This is a genomic window from Pseudomonas sp. GM60 (assembly GCF_000282415.1).
GTDB classification, from domain to species: Bacteria; Pseudomonadota; Gammaproteobacteria; order Pseudomonadales; family Pseudomonadaceae; genus Aquipseudomonas; species Aquipseudomonas migulae.
In genome coordinates this window covers 117,276-136,315 of the sequence record NZ_AKJI01000039.1, presented here as the reverse complement: position 1 = coordinate 136,315, position 19,040 = coordinate 117,276, and the positions used below count along the sequence as shown (strand labels likewise).

Annotated in this window: 19 protein-coding genes; 8 read left to right on the top strand and 11 right to left on the bottom strand. The window is 58.8% G+C overall.

All coding sequences use genetic code 11. The features are described 5' to 3' along the window. Window positions 1–392 precede the first annotated feature (392 nt). From PMI32_RS29680 to zur, 8 genes are all read right to left on the bottom strand, one after another. Entirely contained in the window at window positions 393–1,115 is a 723-nt protein-coding gene (locus tag PMI32_RS29680) for an RHS repeat-associated core domain-containing protein (protein WP_008027683.1), read from the bottom strand. A 236-nt stretch (window positions 1,116–1,351) separates the two neighbouring features. Continuing rightward, on the bottom strand, window positions 1,352–2,122 hold the full coding sequence (locus PMI32_RS18865) for a MetQ/NlpA family ABC transporter substrate-binding protein (protein WP_008027681.1): 771 nt from the start codon (window positions 2,120–2,122) through the stop codon (window positions 1,352–1,354). A 74-nt stretch (window positions 2,123–2,196) separates the two neighbouring features. After that, window positions 2,197–2,871, bottom strand: a complete 675-nt coding sequence (locus tag PMI32_RS18870) for a methionine ABC transporter permease (RefSeq protein ID WP_008027679.1) — start codon at window positions 2,869–2,871, stop codon at window positions 2,197–2,199. Next, window positions 2,871–3,878 carry a methionine ABC transporter ATP-binding protein gene (locus tag PMI32_RS18875; RefSeq protein ID WP_008027677.1) on the bottom strand — a complete coding sequence of 336 codons (1,008 nt, stop codon included), beginning with the start codon at window positions 3,876–3,878 and terminating at the stop codon, window positions 2,871–2,873. The genes PMI32_RS18870 and PMI32_RS18875 overlap by 1 nt, the downstream gene beginning before the upstream one ends. A 208-nt stretch (window positions 3,879–4,086) precedes the next feature. Then, window positions 4,087–4,803, bottom strand: a complete 717-nt coding sequence (locus PMI32_RS18880) for a PA5502 family lipoprotein (protein ID WP_008027675.1) — start codon at window positions 4,801–4,803, stop codon at window positions 4,087–4,089. A gap of 37 nt (window positions 4,804–4,840) precedes the next feature. Beyond that, window positions 4,841–5,629 carry a zinc ABC transporter permease subunit ZnuB gene (gene znuB / locus PMI32_RS18885; protein WP_008027673.1) on the bottom strand — a complete coding sequence of 263 codons (789 nt, stop codon included), beginning with the start codon at window positions 5,627–5,629 and terminating at the stop codon, window positions 4,841–4,843. Beyond that, window positions 5,622–6,407, bottom strand: a complete 786-nt coding sequence (znuC, locus tag PMI32_RS18890) for a zinc ABC transporter ATP-binding protein ZnuC (RefSeq protein ID WP_008027671.1) — start codon at window positions 6,405–6,407, stop codon at window positions 5,622–5,624. Before znuC ends, znuB begins: the two co-directional genes overlap by 8 nt. Beyond that, window positions 6,407–6,889 (bottom strand): zinc uptake transcriptional repressor Zur, encoded by a 483-nt coding sequence (gene zur, locus PMI32_RS18895; protein WP_008027669.1) that lies wholly within the window; start codon window positions 6,887–6,889, stop codon window positions 6,407–6,409. Before zur ends, znuC begins: the two co-directional genes overlap by 1 nt. Before the next feature lie 66 nt (window positions 6,890–6,955). Here zur and PMI32_RS18900 point away from each other — a divergent pair, with 66 nt between their 5' ends. Further along, window positions 6,956–7,876, top strand: a complete 921-nt coding sequence (locus PMI32_RS18900) for a zinc ABC transporter substrate-binding protein ZnuA (RefSeq protein WP_008027667.1) — start codon at window positions 6,956–6,958, stop codon at window positions 7,874–7,876. Window positions 7,877–7,996: 120 nt separating this feature from the next. Here the strand turns inward: PMI32_RS18900 and PMI32_RS18905 are convergent, their stop codons facing one another. Both PMI32_RS18905 and PMI32_RS18910 read right to left on the bottom strand, forming a co-directional pair. Beyond that, window positions 7,997–8,947 (bottom strand): homoserine kinase, encoded by a 951-nt coding sequence (locus PMI32_RS18905; RefSeq protein ID WP_008027665.1) that lies wholly within the window; start codon window positions 8,945–8,947, stop codon window positions 7,997–7,999. Window positions 8,948–9,005: 58 nt separating this feature from the next. Beyond that, entirely contained in the window at window positions 9,006–9,293 is a 288-nt protein-coding gene (locus tag PMI32_RS18910; RefSeq protein WP_008027663.1) for a DUF2782 domain-containing protein, read from the bottom strand. A gap of 74 nt (window positions 9,294–9,367) precedes the next feature. Between PMI32_RS18910 and polA the strand changes: the two genes are divergently transcribed. Next, complete coding sequence (polA, locus tag PMI32_RS18915) at window positions 9,368–12,139, top strand: DNA polymerase I (RefSeq protein ID WP_008027661.1); 2,772 nt, start codon at window positions 9,368–9,370, stop codon at window positions 12,137–12,139. Window positions 12,140–12,507: 368 nt separating this feature from the next. Here the strand turns inward: polA and yihA are convergent, their stop codons facing one another. Further along, entirely contained in the window at window positions 12,508–13,152 is a 645-nt protein-coding gene (gene yihA, locus PMI32_RS18920) for a ribosome biogenesis GTP-binding protein YihA/YsxC (protein ID WP_008027659.1), read from the bottom strand. 191 nt (window positions 13,153–13,343) lie between these two features. Between yihA and PMI32_RS18925 the strand changes: the two genes are divergently transcribed. The 6 genes from PMI32_RS18925 to PMI32_RS18950 all read left to right on the top strand — a co-directional run bounded on the left by PMI32_RS18925 (window position 13,344) and on the right by PMI32_RS18950 (window position 18,989). Continuing rightward, a complete protein-coding gene (locus tag PMI32_RS18925; RefSeq protein ID WP_008027657.1) occupies window positions 13,344–13,634 on the top strand; it encodes a c-type cytochrome in 291 nt (96 codons plus the stop codon). 46 nt (window positions 13,635–13,680) lie between these two features. After that, window positions 13,681–14,310, top strand: a complete 630-nt coding sequence (locus tag PMI32_RS18930) for a c-type cytochrome (RefSeq protein WP_008027656.1) — start codon at window positions 13,681–13,683, stop codon at window positions 14,308–14,310. Window positions 14,311–14,509: 199 nt separating this feature from the next. After that, window positions 14,510–15,151 carry a thiol:disulfide interchange protein DsbA gene (gene dsbA / locus PMI32_RS18935; protein ID WP_008027653.1) on the top strand — a complete coding sequence of 214 codons (642 nt, stop codon included), beginning with the start codon at window positions 14,510–14,512 and terminating at the stop codon, window positions 15,149–15,151. 14 nt (window positions 15,152–15,165) lie between these two features. Beyond that, window positions 15,166–16,044 carry an endonuclease/exonuclease/phosphatase family protein gene (locus PMI32_RS18940; protein ID WP_008027651.1) on the top strand — a complete coding sequence of 293 codons (879 nt, stop codon included), beginning with the start codon at window positions 15,166–15,168 and terminating at the stop codon, window positions 16,042–16,044. Beyond that, window positions 16,041–18,104 carry a GGDEF domain-containing protein gene (locus PMI32_RS18945; RefSeq protein ID WP_008027649.1) on the top strand — a complete coding sequence of 688 codons (2,064 nt, stop codon included), beginning with the start codon at window positions 16,041–16,043 and terminating at the stop codon, window positions 18,102–18,104. The genes PMI32_RS18940 and PMI32_RS18945 overlap by 4 nt, the downstream gene beginning before the upstream one ends. Window positions 18,105–18,206: 102 nt before the next feature. Next, complete coding sequence (locus tag PMI32_RS18950; RefSeq protein WP_008027647.1) at window positions 18,207–18,989, top strand: N-acetylmuramoyl-L-alanine amidase; 783 nt, start codon at window positions 18,207–18,209, stop codon at window positions 18,987–18,989. The last annotated feature ends 51 nt before the right edge of the window (window positions 18,990–19,040 follow it).

The following is a 19,040-nucleotide window of genomic DNA, read 5'->3' as shown; positions in this document are numbered from 1 at the left end:
CAGTTGCCGATGATATTTAGAGAAAATTATTCCGTACCATTTTTACCTTTTTCGCTGTGAGGGAGCAGGATTAGGGTCCAGGTATACACCTCTAATATTTGCTCCTAGACTTTCCAAATGATCTTTTACCGGATCAAGGGAGTGAGGCACGGTATTGAAAGACGAAACATTAGATATTGTAAAAGCATCTCTATCAACCCTTTTAATAGTACCGGCAGCAATAACTTTTCTGCTATTTGTAAACCGGGCCAGATGAAAGCTCTCCACGCTACCAACAAACAACTCTTTTCGCTCATTAAAAATGAAATTTACGTTATATTCACCGTTGTATGTTCTCGCATGCGCCTCCAACTCTTTTTCATACAAAATTGAATTTAGATCTCTATATGATTCTATTTTTTTGGCGGTATTTTATGTCTAAACTGATGATTTTTAGGAATTTGCTTATACATTAACTCATCATATTCAGTCAGGTTGGAATCGTAGAGTGTCAACCTCCTGCCCGTTGATGACACAGGGGGCATAACAGATTCTACATTTGGCGTCTTTACAAACATCCTGAATATAGACTGCAAAAACTTAGGTAAATGTCCACTATCGTCATATCTATTTACCGGATCCCCTATACAGTATGAATATGAATTTAATCCACCGCCATCAAATGGACTAAAACTATCCGGGCTGTTAAATCGCATTAAAGTCGGATTAAATGCCCGATAACCATTGCCCAACAAATAATATCCAGTTACCGGATCTGGTCGTTCGCCGTTGAATCCCAATAAACTTAGCAAGCAGGCTGCAGCAGAACGATGGCCGTAAGGCGAATAGGCAATAGGGCTAACTTGATTGGTTTCGACTGTCTGCAACACCGAGCGCATTTGGTCTGTCGCCATTAATGAAGTCTCGGCAATAACACCCTGTTGATTGTGTTGGGCAAGCAGCAGATCGTCATGCTGAAAAATCGAACGCTGCACCCCTCCTTGAACTTCCGTCGCCAACCGGCTTTTGCAGTAAAAGCGCTGAAGCTCAGCATCCCTTTCAGACGTGGTTCCGGTGAGCCAGTCCAGCGCATCGTAGTGATAACAGCATAGGACTTCTTGAGCTTGAACATGCATGAACCGGGCTCCTGGCGATTGTTAATCCACATGATTCAGCTTCGGCTTTCGGCTTAAGTCTGGCAACTATCAGAACTGATAGGGTGGTGATCCATACAGCCCTGGAGCAAGGCTTGCCGGCGATAGAGATTCACGGACGTCATCGCCGGCAAGCCGGCTCCTACAGGGGGCGTGTGTTTCGGGCAAAAAAAAATGGGGCGCATACGATGCGCCCCATTTTTCGTTACAGCGTCAGATCAGAACGCCGGCACCACAGCGCCTTTGTACTTCTCGAGGATGAAGGCTTTCACTTCCGGGCTGTGCAGCGCAGCAACCAGTTTCTTCATGTCTTCGCTGTCCTTGTCGTCCGGGCGAGCAACGAGGATGTTCACGTACGGCGAGTCGCTGCCTTCGATGACCAGCGCATCCTTGGCCGGATCGAGCTTGGCTTCCAGCGCGTAGTTGGTGTTGATCAGCGCCAGGTCGACCTGGGTCAACACGCGCGGGATGGTCGCAGCTTCCAGTTCGCGGAATTTCAGGTCCTTGGCGTTCTCGGTGATGTCCTTGACGGTCGACAGGATGTTATTCGAATCCTTCAACTTGATCAGGCCAGCCTTGGCCAGCAGCAGCAAGGCGCGGCCGCCGTTGGTGGCATCGTTCGGGATCACCACGGTGGCGCCGCCCGGCAGTTCGGTCAGTGCCTTGTACTTACTGGAATAAGCGCCCAGCGGTTCCAGGTGCACACCGGCTACGGAAACCAGGTTGGTACCCTTGGCCTTGTTGAACTCATCGAGGTACGGCTGGTGCTGGAAGAAGTTGGCGTCCAGACGCTTTTCCGCCACTTGCACGTTCGGCTGAATGTAATCGGTGAAGACTTTGACCTTCAGGTCCACGCCTTCTTTGGCCAGGGCCGGTTTCACGAATTCGAGGATTTCTGCGTGCGGGACCGGGGTGGCCGCAACGGTCAGGGTGTCGGCGTGGGCAGAAAAGGCTGCAACGGCAGCGAACGCGACGAGTAGTTTTTTCATTCAGCTAACTCCTTGTGAATATCCGCTTGCGGCGCCTGTTTGCGGCGCCCGCCAGCGAATGGCCTGCTCATAAATTATTTGCGCGAGAAGTGTACGACCAACTTGTCGCCAACCGTTTGCAGCACTTGAACCAACACCAGCAGCAACACCACCGTGACGACCATCACGTCAGTCTGGAAACGCTGGTATCCGAAACGGATCGCCAGGTCACCCAGACCACCGGCGCCCACCACACCGGCCATCGCCGTGTAGGACACCAGTGTAATAGCTGTCACCGTAATCGCCGCGAAGATGCCCGGGCGGGCTTCCGGCAGCAAGGCGTTGGTGATGATCTGACGTGTCGTCGCGCCCATGGCCTGGGTCGCTTCGATGATGCCGCGATCCACTTCACGCAAGGCGGTTTCCACCAGACGCGCGAAGAACGGTGTGGCACCGACCACCAGCGGCGGAATCGCACCGGCGACACCCAGCGAAGTGCCAGTGATCAACACGGTGAACGGGATCATCACAATCAGCAAAATGATGAAGGGCAATGAACGCAGGATGTTCACCACCAGCGACAACATCGCGTATACGCCTTTGGCTTCCAGCAACTGACGCGGGCTGCAGAGAAACAACAGCACGCCCAGCGGCAGGCCCAGCAAAACGGTGAACAGCAGCGAACCGCCGAGCATCAGCAGGGTGTCGCCGGTGGCCAGCCAGATTTCGAACCAATCGATGTTGGCGAAAAACGTTGTCAGAGCTTCCATTAACGAAGCACCTCCATATGAACGTCAGCCGCGGTGAAGCGGGCAAACGCCGCCTCCATGTCGCCGCCGGTGACCGCCAGGGTCAGTTGCCCATAGGGGATGTCTTTGATGCGGTCGATACGACCGGCCAGAATGCTGTAGTCCACGCCCGTTTCCCGAGCGACGGTTCCCAGCAATGGCGCGTAGGTCGCTTCGCCCTGGAAGGTCAGACGCACGATACGGCCCGGCACGTGAGCAAAGTCATCGCGCTGTTCGCTTTCGTCGATCTGCTCGTCTTCTTGCACGAAGCGTTTGGTGGTCGGGTGTTTCGGGTGCAGGAACACTTCAGCGACCGAACCTTGCTCGACGATCACGCCAGCGTCCATCACGGCCACCTGGTCGCACACGCGACGGATCACATCCATCTCGTGGGTGATCAGGACAATGGTCAGTTTCAGTTCGCGGTTGATCTCGGCCAGCAATTGCAGGACCGACGCCGTGGTCTGCGGGTCCAGTGCACTGGTGGCTTCATCGCACAGCAGGATTTTCGGCTTGGTCGCCAGTGCGCGAGCAATGCCGACACGCTGCTTCTGGCCGCCCGACAACTGCGCCGGGTACTTTTTGGCGTGGTCGGACAAACCTACCCGAGCCAGCAACTCGGCGACACGCTGGTCGATCTCGCCACGCGACAGTTCACCGGCGAGGGTCAGCGGCAGTGCGACGTTGTCGGCCACGGTCTTGGAAGCCAGCAGGTTGAAGTGCTGGAAAATCATCCCGACCTGCTGACGGAAGCGCCGTAAGCCGCTGGCGTCGAGCGCGGTGACTTCTTCGCCGTCGACGATGATCTTGCCGCCACTGGAGTTCTCCAGGCGATTGATCAGACGCAGCAGGGTACTTTTTCCCGCACCGGAATGACCGATCAGGCCGAAAACCTGACCGTTCTCAATCGACAGACTGGTCGGGTGCAGGGCGGGAATATCCTTACCGGCGACGCGGTAGGTTTTGTGGACGTTTTGAAACTCGATCACGTAGCGAACCTTGTGGGGCGCGTTGAATAAGGATCAGCGGTTAGCCGGGCGCGCATTTTAGCCTGTCCGTATAGAGGTTATTAGCATTTATTCCGCATTCAACCTTTCATTTGGCAATAACGAACGCGCGGCAGACGCCTTCGCGAGCGGGCTCGCTCCCACAGGAACAGCAACCAACCTGTGGGAGCGAGCCCGCTCGCGATGCTTTTTAAGGTTTACGCGGACTCAAGACCATCTGCGCCGGAACATTACGCAGGATCTGCTTCTCCAGATTCAGGTCAAACCCCGAATCCAGCTTCTTTACCCGCTTGGTCAATAACGTCGCCAGCCACGGATAGTCCTGCGTACGCGGCGCCTGAATGCTCACGTCACATTGGTAATTCACCACATCGGCGGCGATCGCATCCAGTTGCCGGCGAAGTTTGCTCATATCGGTGAGGTTCAACGCGACGGTGGTGCTTTCAGCGGTCGGATCAATCACTTTTGCCTGAGGTTTTGCCTCGGCCGCCAACAGCGCCGCTTCAGCTTTGTCGAGCTCTGCCTTGCGTGCGTTGACGATGGCGTTGTTGACCCCACCGGTCAACGCCGGCGCCTTGGGCATCAACGCCCGCGCACGGCTCAGTGCGGTCGCCGCAGCATTCACATCGCCTTTTTGCAGCACGATCTGGCTGCGTTGCAGATAGGCCTCGGCGAGTTGCCGTTGGTATTGCACAAGGGACGGGTCGTTTGGCGACTCAGCCTGCAAGGCAGCCAATTGATCTTCGGCAGTGGCCAGTTCGCTGCTGGCGAGGCTTTGCTCGAGCTGTGCGATGGCCGTGGCCCGCGCATCAGTGGCCTCGGTGGCCGCCGGTGGCGTGCTTTGGCATGCACCCAGTAGCAGCGAAAATGCGACAAGGAGCAGATAACGGGAGGCGAACGGCTTCATTCCTGCGACTCTCTATTTGCGCAAAAAACGAGCAAGTCTACACCCCTCGACGGGGCAGGACAAAACTCAGCAGAAACAGTGCGGCGGCCGTCACAACAATCGATGGGCCCGCCGGGGTGTCCTTGAACCAGGACAACGCCAACCCGCCACACACGGCGAGCATGCCCAACAGGCTCGCGCCCAGCGCCATCTGTTCCGGCGACTTGGCGTGACGTTGTGCCGCAGCCGCAGGGATGATCAACAGCGACGTAATCAGCAACACACCGACGATTTTCATCGCCACCGCGATCACCACGGCGATCAGCAACATCAAGGTCAAGCGCAGCGCTGGCACGGGCAGACCTTCCACCCTCGCCAGCTCTTCATGCACCGTGATCGCCAGCAATGGCCGCCACAATGTCACCAGCAAGGCCATGACAGCGGCGCTGCCACCGAGAATCCAGGCCAGATCGGTCGGGCTGATCGCCAGCAAGTCGCCGAACAGATAGGCCATCAGGTCGATCCGCACTTCGTGCATGAAGCTTAGTACGACAAGGCCCAAAGAGAGCGTGCTCGGTGCGAGAATTCCCAAAAGCGTGTCGGACGCCAGCGGCTGACGCTGTTGCAACGTCACCAGCAACACGGCCAACAGCAAACAGCCGACGGTGACCGCCACCGTCGGACTGACATCCAGCAGGAAGCCCAACGCCACGCCGAGCAAGGCGGCGTGGGACAAGGTGTCGCCGAAATAGGCCATGCGCCGCCAGACCACGAACGAACCCAACGGGCCCGCCACCAGCGCCAGAGCCAGACCTGCAAGCAGGGCGTAAAGCAGAAAATCAGCCATGCTTGCAGCTATCTCCGTGAACGTGAGGTTGGGCCGACGGGGCCGCGCTCACGACCGAACCATGCAGATCATGGGCGTGGTCGTGATGGTGGTGATAAATCGCCAGGCTTTGTGCGTTCTTTCCGAACAGCTCGACGAAAGCGGGATCGCCGCTGACTTGCTCGGGATGGCCGGAACAGCAGACGTGACGGTTGAGGCAGACCACTTGATCGGTGGTGCTCATGACCAGATGCAAATCGTGGGAAACCATCAACACGCCGCAGCCGTGACGATCACGCAGACGGGTAATCAGGCTATAGAGTTCGGCCTGCCCCGCTACGTCGACGCCTTGCACCGGCTCATCAAGGACCAGCAGTTCCGGCTCGCGCAATAGCGCCCGAGCCAGCAGCACGCGCTGCATTTCACCGCCGGAAACACTTTGCACCGGGCTGTCGATCACCTGTTCGGCGCCGACCTCCTTGAGGGCTGCCAAGGCACGAGCACGGTCCACGCCGGGCACCAGACGCAGAAAGCGCAGCACCGACAGCGGCAGCGTCGGATCGACGTGAAGTTTTTGCGGCATGTAGCCAACGCGCAGTTTCGGCTTGCGCCACACGCTGCCGCTGTCCGGCTTCAACAGACCGAGCACCGCCCGCACAAGGGTGGTCTTGCCGGCGCCATTGGGGCCGATCAGGGTGACGATCTGCCCCGGCTCGACGCTCAGCTCAATGTTATCCAGCACGCTTTGCCCGGCAAATGTGACGGCAACCTGCTCAAGGCGGATCAACGCGTTGCTCATCAAGCCCCCTGGCAACCCGAGCAGAGGCCGACCACTTCGACCGTCTGACCTTCAACAACGAACCCGACATCCTTGGCGCTGGTGATAATCGCGTCGCTGATGGATTTTTGTTCAAGCTCGATGGCGGCATGGCATTCGCGGCAGATCAGGAACTGGCCCTGGTGCGCGTGTTCCGGGTGATTGCAGCCGACGAAGGCGTTCAGCGAGGAGATGCGGTGCACGAGGCCGTTTTCCAGCAGGAAATCCAGCGCGCGGTACACGGTCGGCGGCGCAGCGCGGCGACCGTCCTGCTCGCTGAGTACCGCAAGAATGTCGTAGGCACCCAGCGGTTTATGGCTTTGCCACACCAGTTCCAGCACCCGCCGACGCAAGGCAGTCAGGCGCAGGCCTTGCCGAGCGCACAGGGCATCGGCCTCAGACAGTGCGCTATGCACGCAATGAGAGTGGTCGTGGGGACGGCTGGCAATCGGTGTTTTAGGCATGAGCGGCGACGAGTTTTGTGAGAGACGTTATTATGTTACCCGTTCTCGCCTCTTTGAGTGGTCATCGTGTCCCGACTTTTTTCTATCTTTGTCGCATTTGTCGCCAGTTTTCTGTTGATCGGTTCTGCTCAGGCCGAAGTCAAAGTCCTCACCAGCATCAAGCCGTTGCAGCTGATTGCCGCTGCGGTGCAGGACGGCGTGGCGATTCCGGAAGTGCTGCTGCCGCCGGGGGCTTCGCCGCATAACTATGCGTTGCGCCCGTCCGACGTACGGAAGGTGCAATCGGTGGATCTGGTTTACTGGATCGGACCGGACATGGAAGGTTTCCTGCCTCGCGTGCTGAACGGTCGTACGCTGCCGAGCGTTGCCGTGCAGGATCTGCCGGGGCTGAAATTGCGTCGTTTCGCCGAAGACAGTCACTCCCACGCCGAAGAAGCCGACGAGCATGATCACGATCACCGTCCGGGCAGCCTGGATGCGCATTTGTGGTTATCGCCGATCAACGCTCGCGTGATCGCGACGAAAATGGCCGCTGATTTGAGCGCTGCCGATCCGGCCAACGCAGCGCGCTATCAGAGCAATCTGAAGGCGTTCGATGAACGTCTCGACGCGCTGGACCTGCGCTTGAAGGCACGACTGGCGGGCATCGCGGGCAAACCGTACTTTGTGTTCCATGAAGCATTCGACTACTTCGAAGAGGCTTACGGTCTGAAGCACGCGGGCGTATTCAGCGTCGCCGCCGAAGTCCAGCCGGGCGCCCAGCACGTGTCGGCAATGCGCACGCGGTTGCAGGAAGTGGGCAAGACCTGTGTGTTCAGCGAGCCGCCGTTGCGGCCGCGACTGGCGGAAACACTGGTGGCGGGTTTGCCGGTGAAACTGGCGGAGCTGGATGCGCTGGGCGGGTACACACCGGCGACTGCTCAGGGGTATGAGCAGGTGCTGGAGAAGTTGGGGAATGATTTGGCGGGGTGTCTGGAGTCGTTGTAATCCAGACATTTGTGTCGATCCCAATCGCGAGCAGGCTCGCTCCCACATTAGATCTCCTGTGCACACAAATCCTGTGAACGACTGAGATAACTGTGGGAGCGAGCCTGCTCGCGATGCTTTTTAGAGGGCGAAAGGCAACGGGGTGTTGACCTTCTGCCGCTGCGCCAACCGCAACTGAAACTCCATCGGATCGTGAATCAACACGTCCTGCCCGGCGAAAGACTCCGCGGCAATCAACCGCGACAGCCAGAATCGCACACACGCCACGCGCAGCATGGTCGGCCACAACTCCGCCTCGGCAGCAGTGAACGGCCGCAACGCTGCATACGCCCCCAGCAACGCCCGCGCCCGCGGTCCGTCAATCAGACCGTCGTCATCCGAACACCAGTCATTCAAGGCAATCGCCACGTCGTAGAGCATCGGCCCCGAGCACGCGTTGTAGAAGTCGATCAACCCGGTCAGGTGCGTGCCTTCGAACATCGCGTTATCGCGGAACAGATCCCCGTGGATGTTGGCCCGTGGCAACGCCAGAATTTTCTCTTTTTGCTGTGTGATTTCATCCAGCGCCCGTTGCAGCAGATCACTCTGCTCGGCATTCAGGTGCGACAGCAGTTGCGTGCCCTCTTCCAGCATCCAGTCCAGGCCGCGATCGGTTTTGCGCTTGATCATGTTGGCTTGGGTCGCCAGGTGCAGATGGCCGAGCAATTCGCCCACCTGAGCGCAATGTTGCGCATTGGCTTCCTTGATGTGCTTGCCCGCCAGACGCGGTTGCAGCAGCGCAGGCTTGCCGGCCAGTTCGCGCAGGGCGACGCCATCGGTGGTGCGCAAGGCGTAAGGCACCGGCAGGTCGGCTTCATGCAGCACGTCCAGCAGCTCGATGAAGAACGGCATCTCCTGAACCGGACCGCGCTCGACCAGGGTCAGGACAAATTCGCCCTGCTCCAGGCTGATAAAGAAGTTGGTGTTTTCGCTACCGGCAGCAATCCCCTGAAAATCAAGCAGGCGGCCGAGCCCGTAAGGGGCGAGAAAGGTTTCCAGCTCAGGCCGAGCCAGCGGGGTGAACACAGACATGTTTTAACTGCCAGTACGGGCGCCGCAAATGGCGGCACCGATTAAAATTAAGGACGACTTACCACTTAAATATTTCCCACGCCGGGATCAGCATATCCGGGTAGTCCGAGCGAATGAAGTTACCTTCCGAGCCATCCGCGCGCACCAGGAAATAAGGTTTGCCACCTTTCGGCGTGACCTTGATGGCATACAAAAAACCATTTTGCCGATATTCCTGAATGGTTTTATCCCCTTCCGTGCGGATCGTGACATCCGGGTCTGGCGAAGGTGCGTCATCCGCCGCCATCACGGCCAATGGTGCAATTGCAAACAAGCCAGCCAGCAACAGGCGATTTAGTGTGCGCATGATAACCTTGTCCCTTTGTCGTCAACGGTCCCGCTATTCTAGCGCCGGACCCGCCGAAAAGGTTGATCCTGCTCATGAGCCAAGCCCCCCTCGTCCTGGTGGACGGTTCTTCTTACCTGTACCGCGCCTTTCACGCCCTGCCGCCGCTGACCACTTCCAAAGGTCTGCCGACCGGAGCGGTCAAAGGCGTGCTGAACATGCTCAAGAGTCTGCGCAAGCAGTACCCGGACAGTCCGTTCGCCGTGGTGTTCGACGCCAAGGGTGGGACGTTTCGCGATGACATGTACGCCGAATACAAGGCCAATCGCCCGAGCATGCCCGACGACATGCGCGTACAGATCGAGCCGTTGCACCAAAGCGTGATCGCACTGGGCTTCCCGCTGCTGTGCGTCGAAGGCGTCGAGGCCGATGACGTGATCGGCACCCTGGCTCGCAGCAGCGCAGCAGCCGACCGCCCGGTGATCATCTCCACCGGCGACAAGGACATGGCGCAACTGGTCGACGGCCACATTACCTTGGTCAACACCATGACCGGTAGCAGCATGGACGTGGAGGGCGTGAAGGAGAAATTCGGCGTCGCTCCCGAGCAGATCATCGATTATCTGGCACTGATGGGCGATTCTTCCGACAACATCCCGGGCGTTCCGGGCATTGGTCCGAAGACGGCTTCCGGCCTGCTCGTAGGCGTAAACGGCGGCCTGACCGAGCTGTACGCACAGCTCGACATCGTCCCGACCCTGCCGATTCGCGGTGCGAAAACCCTGCCGGCCAAGCTCGAAGAGCACAAGGACATGGCCTTCCTCTCCTATCAGTTGGCGACGATCAAGATCGACGTGCCGCTGGACATCGGCCTTGATGATCTGCAAATGGGCAAGCCGGATCACGACAAGCTCGCCGAGCTCTACACCCTGCTCGAGTTCAAAAGCTGGTTTGAAGAAAACCAGCGCGACGCCAAGCGCTCCGGTCAGGAAGTCACCGCGCCGGTGGCTGAGGAAGCCGCCGTCGAGAGCGAGCTCAAATACACCACGATCCTCACCCAGGCCGATTTCGACCTGTGGCTGAAGAAGCTCAACGACGCCAAGCTGATCGCCTTCGATACCGAAACCACCGGCATCGATGCGCAGCAGGCGCAACTGGTCGGCCTGTCGTTCGCCGTACAGGCCAACGAAGCGGCCTACATTCCACTGACCCATTCCTACATGGGCGTACCGGATCAGCTGGATCGCGACACCGTGCTGCGCGCGCTGAAACCGATCCTGGAAGACCCGAAAAAACTCAAGGTCGGCCAGCACGCCAAGTTCGACATGAACATCCTGGCCAACTGCGCCATCGGTGGCGATCAGAGCTGCGGCATCACCGTGCAAGGCATCGCCTTCGACACCATGCTCGAATCCTACGTACTGGACTCGACCGCGACCCGTCACGACATGGACAGCCTGGCGCTCAAGTACCTGAATCACACCACCACCAGCTTCCAGGACATCGCCGGCAAAGGCGCCAAGCAGCTGACCTTTGACCAGATCTCCCTGGAACTGGCAGGACCGTACGCCGCCGAAGACGCCGACGTAACGCTGCGCCTGCATCAAACCCTGCAGGAAAAGCTCAACGCGATTCCGAGCCTGAGCAAAGTCCTGAGCGACATCGAAATGCCGCTGGTGCCGGTGCTCGCACGGATCGAGCGTCAGGGCGCGCTGGTCGACGCCAACCTGCTGGGCATCCAGAGCGTGGAACTGGGCGAGAAGATGGTCGCGCTGGAGCGCGAGGCGTTTGCCATCGCCGGTGAGGAATTCAACCTCGGCTCGCCGAAGCAATTGGGCGTGATCCTGTACGAAAAACTCGGCTTGCCGATCCTCAGCAAAACCGCCAAGGGGCAGGCGTCCACTGCCGAAGCGGTGCTGGCGGAACTGGCCGAGCAGGATTACCCGCTGCCCAAAGTGCTGATGCAGTACCGCTCGATGAGCAAACTGAAGAGCACCTACACCGACCGCCTGCCGGAGCAAATCAACCCGCGCACCGGGCGGATTCACACGTCTTATCATCAGGCTGTCGCGGCGACTGGCCGCTTGTCGTCCAGCGATCCGAACCTGCAGAACATTCCGATCCGCACCGCCGAAGGTCGGCGGATCCGTCAGGCGTTCGTGGCGCCTAAAGGCTACAAGCTGCTGGCCGCCGACTACTCGCAAATCGAACTGCGCATCATGGCTCACCTGGCCAAGGACGAAGGTTTGCTGCACGCCTTCCGCAATGACCTGGACGTGCACAAAGCCACGGCCGCCGAAGTGTTCGGCGTCGAGTTGGCAGAGGTCACCACTGATCAGCGTCGTAGCGCCAAAGCCATCAACTTTGGTTTGATCTACGGCATGAGCGCGTTTGGCCTGGCCAAGCAGATCGGCGTGGACCGCAAACAGTCCCAGGCGTACATCGACCGTTATTTCGCCCGTTACCCAGGCGTCCTGGAATACATGGAGCGCACCCGCGCCCAGGCGGCCGAGCAAGGTTTTGTCGAGACCATCTTCGGTCGTCGTCTGTACCTGCCGGAAATCAACGCGAAAAACCCGGCCCTGCGCAAAGGCGCCGAGCGCACGGCGATCAACGCGCCGATGCAAGGCACTGCGGCAGACATCATCAAGAAAGCCATGGTGGCTGTGGATAACTGGCTGACGTCGTCAGGCCTCGACGCCAAAGTCATCCTGCAGGTGCACGATGAATTGGTGCTTGAGGTGCGTGAAGACCTGGTCGATCAGGTTCGCGAGGAAATTCGCGTGCACATGAGCGGCGCTGCGAAGCTGGATGTACCGCTTCTGGTCGAGGTGGGCGTAGGAAATAACTGGGATGAGGCTCACTGATCTACTGTAGGAGCGAGCCTGCTCGCGATGAGCTGACAAGCAACGCGTTCATTCAGGATGAACGCGTTATCGTTAACGACCATCGCGAGCAGGCTCGCTCCTACAGGGTATTTCGCTGCGGCATAGTGTCGCGATGAAGGGGCTTATTTCTGATAGCGATCCAGCTTATTTCAAATGGTTTTGGAAACACCGGAACTAAACCTGTGAAGCGCCACTCAGAGTTACTGAATGGCTGGTGAAGCCCTTCGATGCTCCTATGTTGTGTTAAGTGTTGGCAGATAATCTGGACCCCGCCCTAGCGGTCCGGAACTTGAACCCCGGAACTTCCCCCTCCCCATAAGAAGTCCGGGGTTTTTTTTGCCTGCGATTTATTGCTCGACGGGTTCAGCGCCCTTGTCCGCCAGCTCCATCCAGCCTGCCAGTACTGTGTAGGCCTCTTCCAGACCGAGGCGTTTTGGCGCCGAGAACAGCTGAATGGTGATCGCATCGCCCCAACCTTTACGGATATCCGACTGCACCTTGAGCAGGACGTTCTTCGCTGCGCCGTAGGTCAATTTGTCCGCTTTGGTCAGCAGAATGTGCATCGGCATGCCGCTGGCCACGGCCCAGTCGAGCATCAACAGGTCGAAGTCGGTCATTGGATGACGGATGTCCATCATCAGAATCAGACCTTTCAAACTCTCGCGACCACCCAGATAAGCTTCCAGGTGACGCTGCCAGTGCAGCTTCAACGGGATAGGTACTTTCGCGTAACCGTACCCCGGCAGGTCGACCAGACGCCGATCATCGTCTAGCTTGAAGAAGTTCAAGAGTTGCGTGCGACCCGGGGTTTTCGAGGTCCGCGCCAGGCTGGCATGCGTCAGGGTGTTCAAAGCGCTGGATTTACCGGCGTTGGAACGCCCGGCGAAGGCCACTTCTAAGCCTTCGTCGTCGGGACATTGGTCGACTTTGGCAGCGCTGAGCATGAAGGTGGACTGTTGGCACAGGCCGAGGATGGGGTTCTTGAGTTGCATGGGATTTCCGATGTGGGCGGCGCCGGGAATGGACGCGGCAAGCGGTGTCGTTTCCGTTTCAGTGACGCCAGTATATAATGCCGCAGATTTTGTGTGCGCTTTGTCCCAGCGTAGGATGAAGTTCACGAGAGCGATTGACCTTGATTGCGCATTAGAACGCAGAACGCTCTCAACCCTGAAAAGGTCGTTTTATGACGAAATGGCTGCTAGCTGCCGGTGTCTTGATACCGCTTTACAGCGCTCAGGCTACACAGGATCCGGAAGCTGTGTACAACCGTGTTTGTGGTGCCTGTCATTCCGGCCAACTACCCATGGCGCCCAAAAAGGGCGATCAGGAAGCTTGGACGCCGAGGTTGGCGAAAGGTATGGAGACGCTGGTGCAACACGTGACCCAGGGTTTCAAGGCGATGCCGCCGCGTGGTTTGTGCATGGACTGCAGTGCCGAGGATTACCAAGTCATCATCCAGTGGATGAGCGAGTGATCCCGGTCCATAACTCTTTAACCCTTAGCCGTAGTTGGATTAGCTGATGAACAAATTGATCGTGAGTCTGCTGTTGACCGTGGGCATCTCCGGCATGGCCCATGCTGCAGGTGAGGCAGTACAACCGGGTGATGCAAAAGCCGGTCAGGCCAAAGCCGCCGTATGTGGCGCCTGCCACGGCCCGGATGGCAACAGCATGGCGCCAAACTTTCCAAAACTGGCGGGGCAAGGTGAACGCTACCTGACCAAGCAATTGCACGACATCAAGTCGGGCAAGCGCACCGTTCTGGAAATGACCGGCCTGCTGACCAACCTGAGCGATCAGGACCTGGCTGATATCTCCGCCTACTTCGCCAGTCAGAAAGGCAGCGTTGGCGCCGCCGACCCGAAAGTCGTGGCTCGCGGTGAAGCACTGTTCCGTGGTGGCGACCTGGCCAAGGGCCTGCCAGCCTGCACCGGCTGCCACTCACCTAATGGTGCCGGCAACGCCGCCGCCGGTTTCCCGCACCTGGGCGGCCAACACGCTCAATACGTCGCCAAGCAACTGACCGATTTCCGCAAGGAAGAAGGCGGTCGCAACAACGACGGCGACACCAAAACCATGCAGACCATTGCCAAACGCCTGAGCGACGAAGACATCGCAGCGGTGTCCAGCTACATTCAAGGCCTGCACTAAGACGGCGAAGCGGGCGCCGCGCGGGACGTACATCTCCTGCAACGTTAACGCTCTATTAATCCGTCGTAGCAAGTATAAAAAGGGTGGCTCAGGCCGCCCTTTTTTGTGCCTGCTGCCGTTACACTACAGAACTCAAGCCCGCCATGACCTGTCTGAAAACAGGTCGCGCGAGGCGACCCAAATTGTCCAGGAGTAAAGCATGCGTAATCTGATCATCAGCGCCGCACTCGTCGCTGCCAGCCTGTTCGGCATGACTGCACAAGCCGCCGAAGCCCCCGCCGCCCCTTATGTCGAACTGAGCAATCCGGTTCCGGTTGCAGTGCCTGGCAAGATCGAAGTGGTGGAGCTGTTCTGGTACGGCTGCCCGCATTGCTACGCGTTCGAGCCAGTGATCAATCCCTGGGTTGAGAAGCTGCCGTCCGACGTGAATTTCGTGCGTATTCCTGCAATGTTCGGCGGCCCGTGGGACGCACACGGCCAGATGTTCCTGACCCTGGAAGCCATGGGTGTCGAGAGCAAGGTTCACGCTGCGGTGTTCAACGCGATTCAGAAAGAACACAAAAAACTGACCGATAAAAACGACATGGCCGACTTCCTGGCGACTCAAGGCGTAGACAAGGACAAGTTCCTGGCGACCTTCGATTCCTTCGCCATTAAAGGCCAGATCGTCAAGGCCAAAGAACTGGCCAAGAAATATGAAATCTCCGGTGTCCCAACCATGATCGTCAACGGCAAGTATCGCTTTGACGTGGGCTCTGCCGGCGGTGCCGAGCAAGCGCTGCAACTGGCCGACAAACTGGTCGACAAAGAGCGAGCGACTATCAAGGCTGTTGCCCACTAAGCGCGAGGCCTGCCATGCGCCGCTGGGGTACTGAACGCGTCGTTGGCCTGCATGATCCGCAGGTCAACGAGCATCACCTGGAATCGACGGGCCTGCCCGCAGACAGCCGTCTGCGCTTGCTCAGCTTCAATATCCAGGTCGGTATCAGTACCGAGCGGTATCGGCACTACCTGACCCGGGGCTGGCAACATCTGTTGCCGCACACCGGGCGTGCCGACAATCTGCAAAAAATCGGCAATCTGCTGGGCGACTTCGATCTGGTTGCACTGCAGGAAGCCGATGGCGGCAGCCTGCGATCCGGCTACGTCAATCAAGTGGAACACCTGGCGCAACTCGGCGCCTTCCCCTACTGGTATCAACAACTCAATCGCAACCTCGGTCGTCTCGGCCAGCACAGCAATGGCGTGCTCAGCCGCCTGCGCCCGTGGGCGATTGAAGATCACCCGCTACCGGGGCCCAAGGGTCGCGGGGCGATCCTGGTGCGCTTCGGCGAAGGTCCGGAATCGCTGGTGGTGGTCATGATGCATCTGGCGCTGGGCGCACGCACCCGCAGCATGCAACTGGCTTACATCCGCGAGTTGATTGGCGGCTATAAACACCAGGTGCTGATGGGTGACATGAACACTCATGCCAGTGATCTGCTGCAAAACTCCCCGTTGCGCGACCTCGGCCTGCTGGCGCCGCAACTGGAAGCGACCTTCCCCAGCTGGCGCCCGCAGCGCTGCCTGGACCACATTCTGCTGAGCCCGACCCTGACGCTGGAAAAGGTCGAAGTGCTGGCTCAACCCATTTCCGATCACCTGCCGGTCGCGGTAGAAATTCGTCTGCCGGGTTCGCTCACGGCCGATGCATTCCCCGCGTTGAGTCCTGCCCCTCGCGGAACCCCTGAATGAGCGACGAAGCACAGCGCTGGAAAGAGAAATACCTCAAAAGCATCGAACAACAGGAAAAACTCGAGCGTCGCTGGGACGCCCGGCTCGACTTGCTGCGGCGCGGGTTGGTGCGCAGTACGCTGGCGGCCGAGGGCACTGACCGCGCTGTTGACCAGTGCATGAAAGAAATGCGCGAGGTCATCCGCACCAATGACATGGATGCGGGCCTGGCGGCGCTGCTTCCGCGACTGGAAAAAGCCGTACTCGACTCCGAACAGCGTCGCGAAACCCGAGTCAATCAGACCAGTGCCGCGCTGACCTCGCTGGTAACGCAACTGCAAACGTTGCCGTTGCCCCGGGAAGTGAGCCGGCCACTCAAGAACTTTGCCAAAACCCTGGACGGACGCGTCAGCCAGGCGCGCGAGATCCCGTTGCTGCTCAGCGAACTGAGCGGCCTGCAAGGCAAAGCCTTGAATCAGCTGGAGACCCCGACAGAACCCGGTCGTCCGGGCTTGCTGCAACGACTGTTCGGCAGTCGTGAAGCGGATGAAGCCACTCCGGAAGCTGCGGCTCCGCAGGCCCAGGCGTCCGCTCCAGCGCCTGTAGAAGCCATTGCTGCTTTGCCTGCCGAGTCGCCGCAAGTCACCGTCGAATCCGCGCCAGTCGCCGCTGAGCCACCAGTAACCGTGCCTGACACACCCGCGGCCGCACCCGAGCCGCCGGTGATCGAGACGCCGACAGACGCCCCGCCGCCTGCCGTCGTGGCGTTTGTCCCGCCAGTTGTTGAGCCTCAGCCACTGCCCGACGTGGAAACACCGGCCCAGCCGCAGGCTCAACAACCGGAGCAACCGACACCCGCCGCGATGACACCGGTTGTCGAGGCTCAACCGCCTGGCAATCCCGACGAACTCACCCCGGTGGTGCTTCTCGACAGCTTGCCCATGCCCTCGGCCGTGACCCAGGCGCTGGCCGCCACTGATCCGGAACAACCTGAACACGATATTCTCTACGCCCTTCCGGACTCGCCCGAACCGTCCTACAGCTCGGTGGCCAAGCACATCGAAGACACGCTACTGGGCCTGCTCGACGACCTGTCGCTGCCCGAACGCTACCGCCCACAAGCCGAAGCGATGCGTGATCGCCTGCAAAACGGTTTGAACTGGTACGAATTGCTGCCGATCCTCGACGATCTGGCAACTTTGATGCTGGCGATCAACAACAGCGGACAGCACGAGTTCGAAGTTTATTTGCAGCAACTCAACGAACGCCTCGAGTCGTTCCAGAGCAACTTGCAAGCCGCCAGCGATGGCCATGCCGACAACCAATCTGCCGCACGGCAAATGGACACGCAGATCCGCGAACAAGTCGACGGCTTGCAGAGCAGCATGCAGGAAGCCGCCGACCTGGACGACCTCAAGCATGTGCTGGAGAACCACCTCGAAGGCCTGTTGGGCACCATGGACCAACACCAGAAGCAGCGCGACGAACGCGAACAGGAAGTGGCCGCCCGCCTGAAAGGCCTGGCCGAACGGGTGGCGCACATGGAGCAGGAAGCCCAGGGTTATCGTGAACATCTCGAAGAGCAGCGCCAGAAAGCCTTGATCGACCCGCTGACCGGGCTACCGAACCGTGCGGCCTGGAGCGAGCGGCTCGACCACGAAATCCATCAGTGGCAGCAGCACGGCAACACCCTTCTGCTGGCCATGCTCGACCTCGACCATTTCAAACGCATCAACGATAACTATGGTCATCTGGCGGGCGACAAAGTGCTGAAAATCATCGCCACGGTGCTGCGCAAGCGCCTGCGCGGGACAGATTTCATTGCACGCTTTGGCGGAGAAGAATTTGTCCTGTTAATGCCCGGTACGGTGCCGGCCGTCGGCGCAAAACTGTTGGAAAGCTTGCGAGCGGCGGTCGAAGCCTGCCCGTTCCATTTCAAAAGCGAGCCGGTGACCATCACCATTTCCATGGGACTGACAGCGCTCAAACCCGGCGAACACAGCGATCTGGTGCTTAAAAGAGCCGATCAGGCGCTGTATCGCGCAAAACATGCCGGGCGTAACCGAGTGGAACTGGGCTGACAGCCAATTGTTCCATTTTGTTTAAAAGCTCGCGCCGACCATTCTCGCGCAAGGCAGTACGTTACACTGTTGCATTACTGTCTTGCGCGTACTGCCTCTACCATGAAATTTTTCACCCTCTTCGTGTCGCTGATCCTGTTGGCCGGCTGTGCCAGCGGACCTCGGTTCGACACCAGCCATCCTTCGGCCAATCACGACAGCCGCGTTCAATTCGTGGTGGTGCATTACACCTCGGCATCGCTGGAACGCTCGTTGCAACTGCTGACCCACGGCGAAGTCAGCAGCCATTACCTGATCGGCGACGACAAAAACGCCACTATCTATAAGTTGATGGACGAAAACCAACGGGCATGGCACGCCGGAGAGAGCGAGTGGCAGGGTCGGACCTGGTTGAATTCCAGCTCCATCGGCATTGAAATCGTCAATCCAGGATTCAAGGAACTCCCGACCGGAGAGCGTTACTGGTATCCCTACAGCGAAGCTCAGGTTCAGTCCTTGATCGTCTTGCTAAAAGACATCAGCAAACGTCACGCCATCAGCCCTCGCAGCATTATCGGCCATAGCGACATCGCGCCGTTTCGCAAGCTGGACCCGGGGCCGCTTTTCCCCTGGAAGCGCCTTGCCGCCGAAGGCCTTGGTGTTTGGCCAGACGAGCAGGCCGTGACGCGGCAACAAGTGCAGTTCGACTCGAAACTGCCGAGCGTCAGCTGGTTTCAGGCGCAGTTGGCCCGCCTCGGTTATGCCACGCCGCAAACCGGCGAGCTGGATGTGGCAACGCGTCACGTGATCGGCGCCTTTCAAATGCATTTCCGGCCGTCGCGCTTCGACGGCATGCCGGATGCGCAGACAGCTGCACTTCTCCAGGTGTTGAATCAGACAAAATAATGACGCCCGCCCGACGGTGCGGGCTTTTTCCCAATCAGCAGCTATAACTCA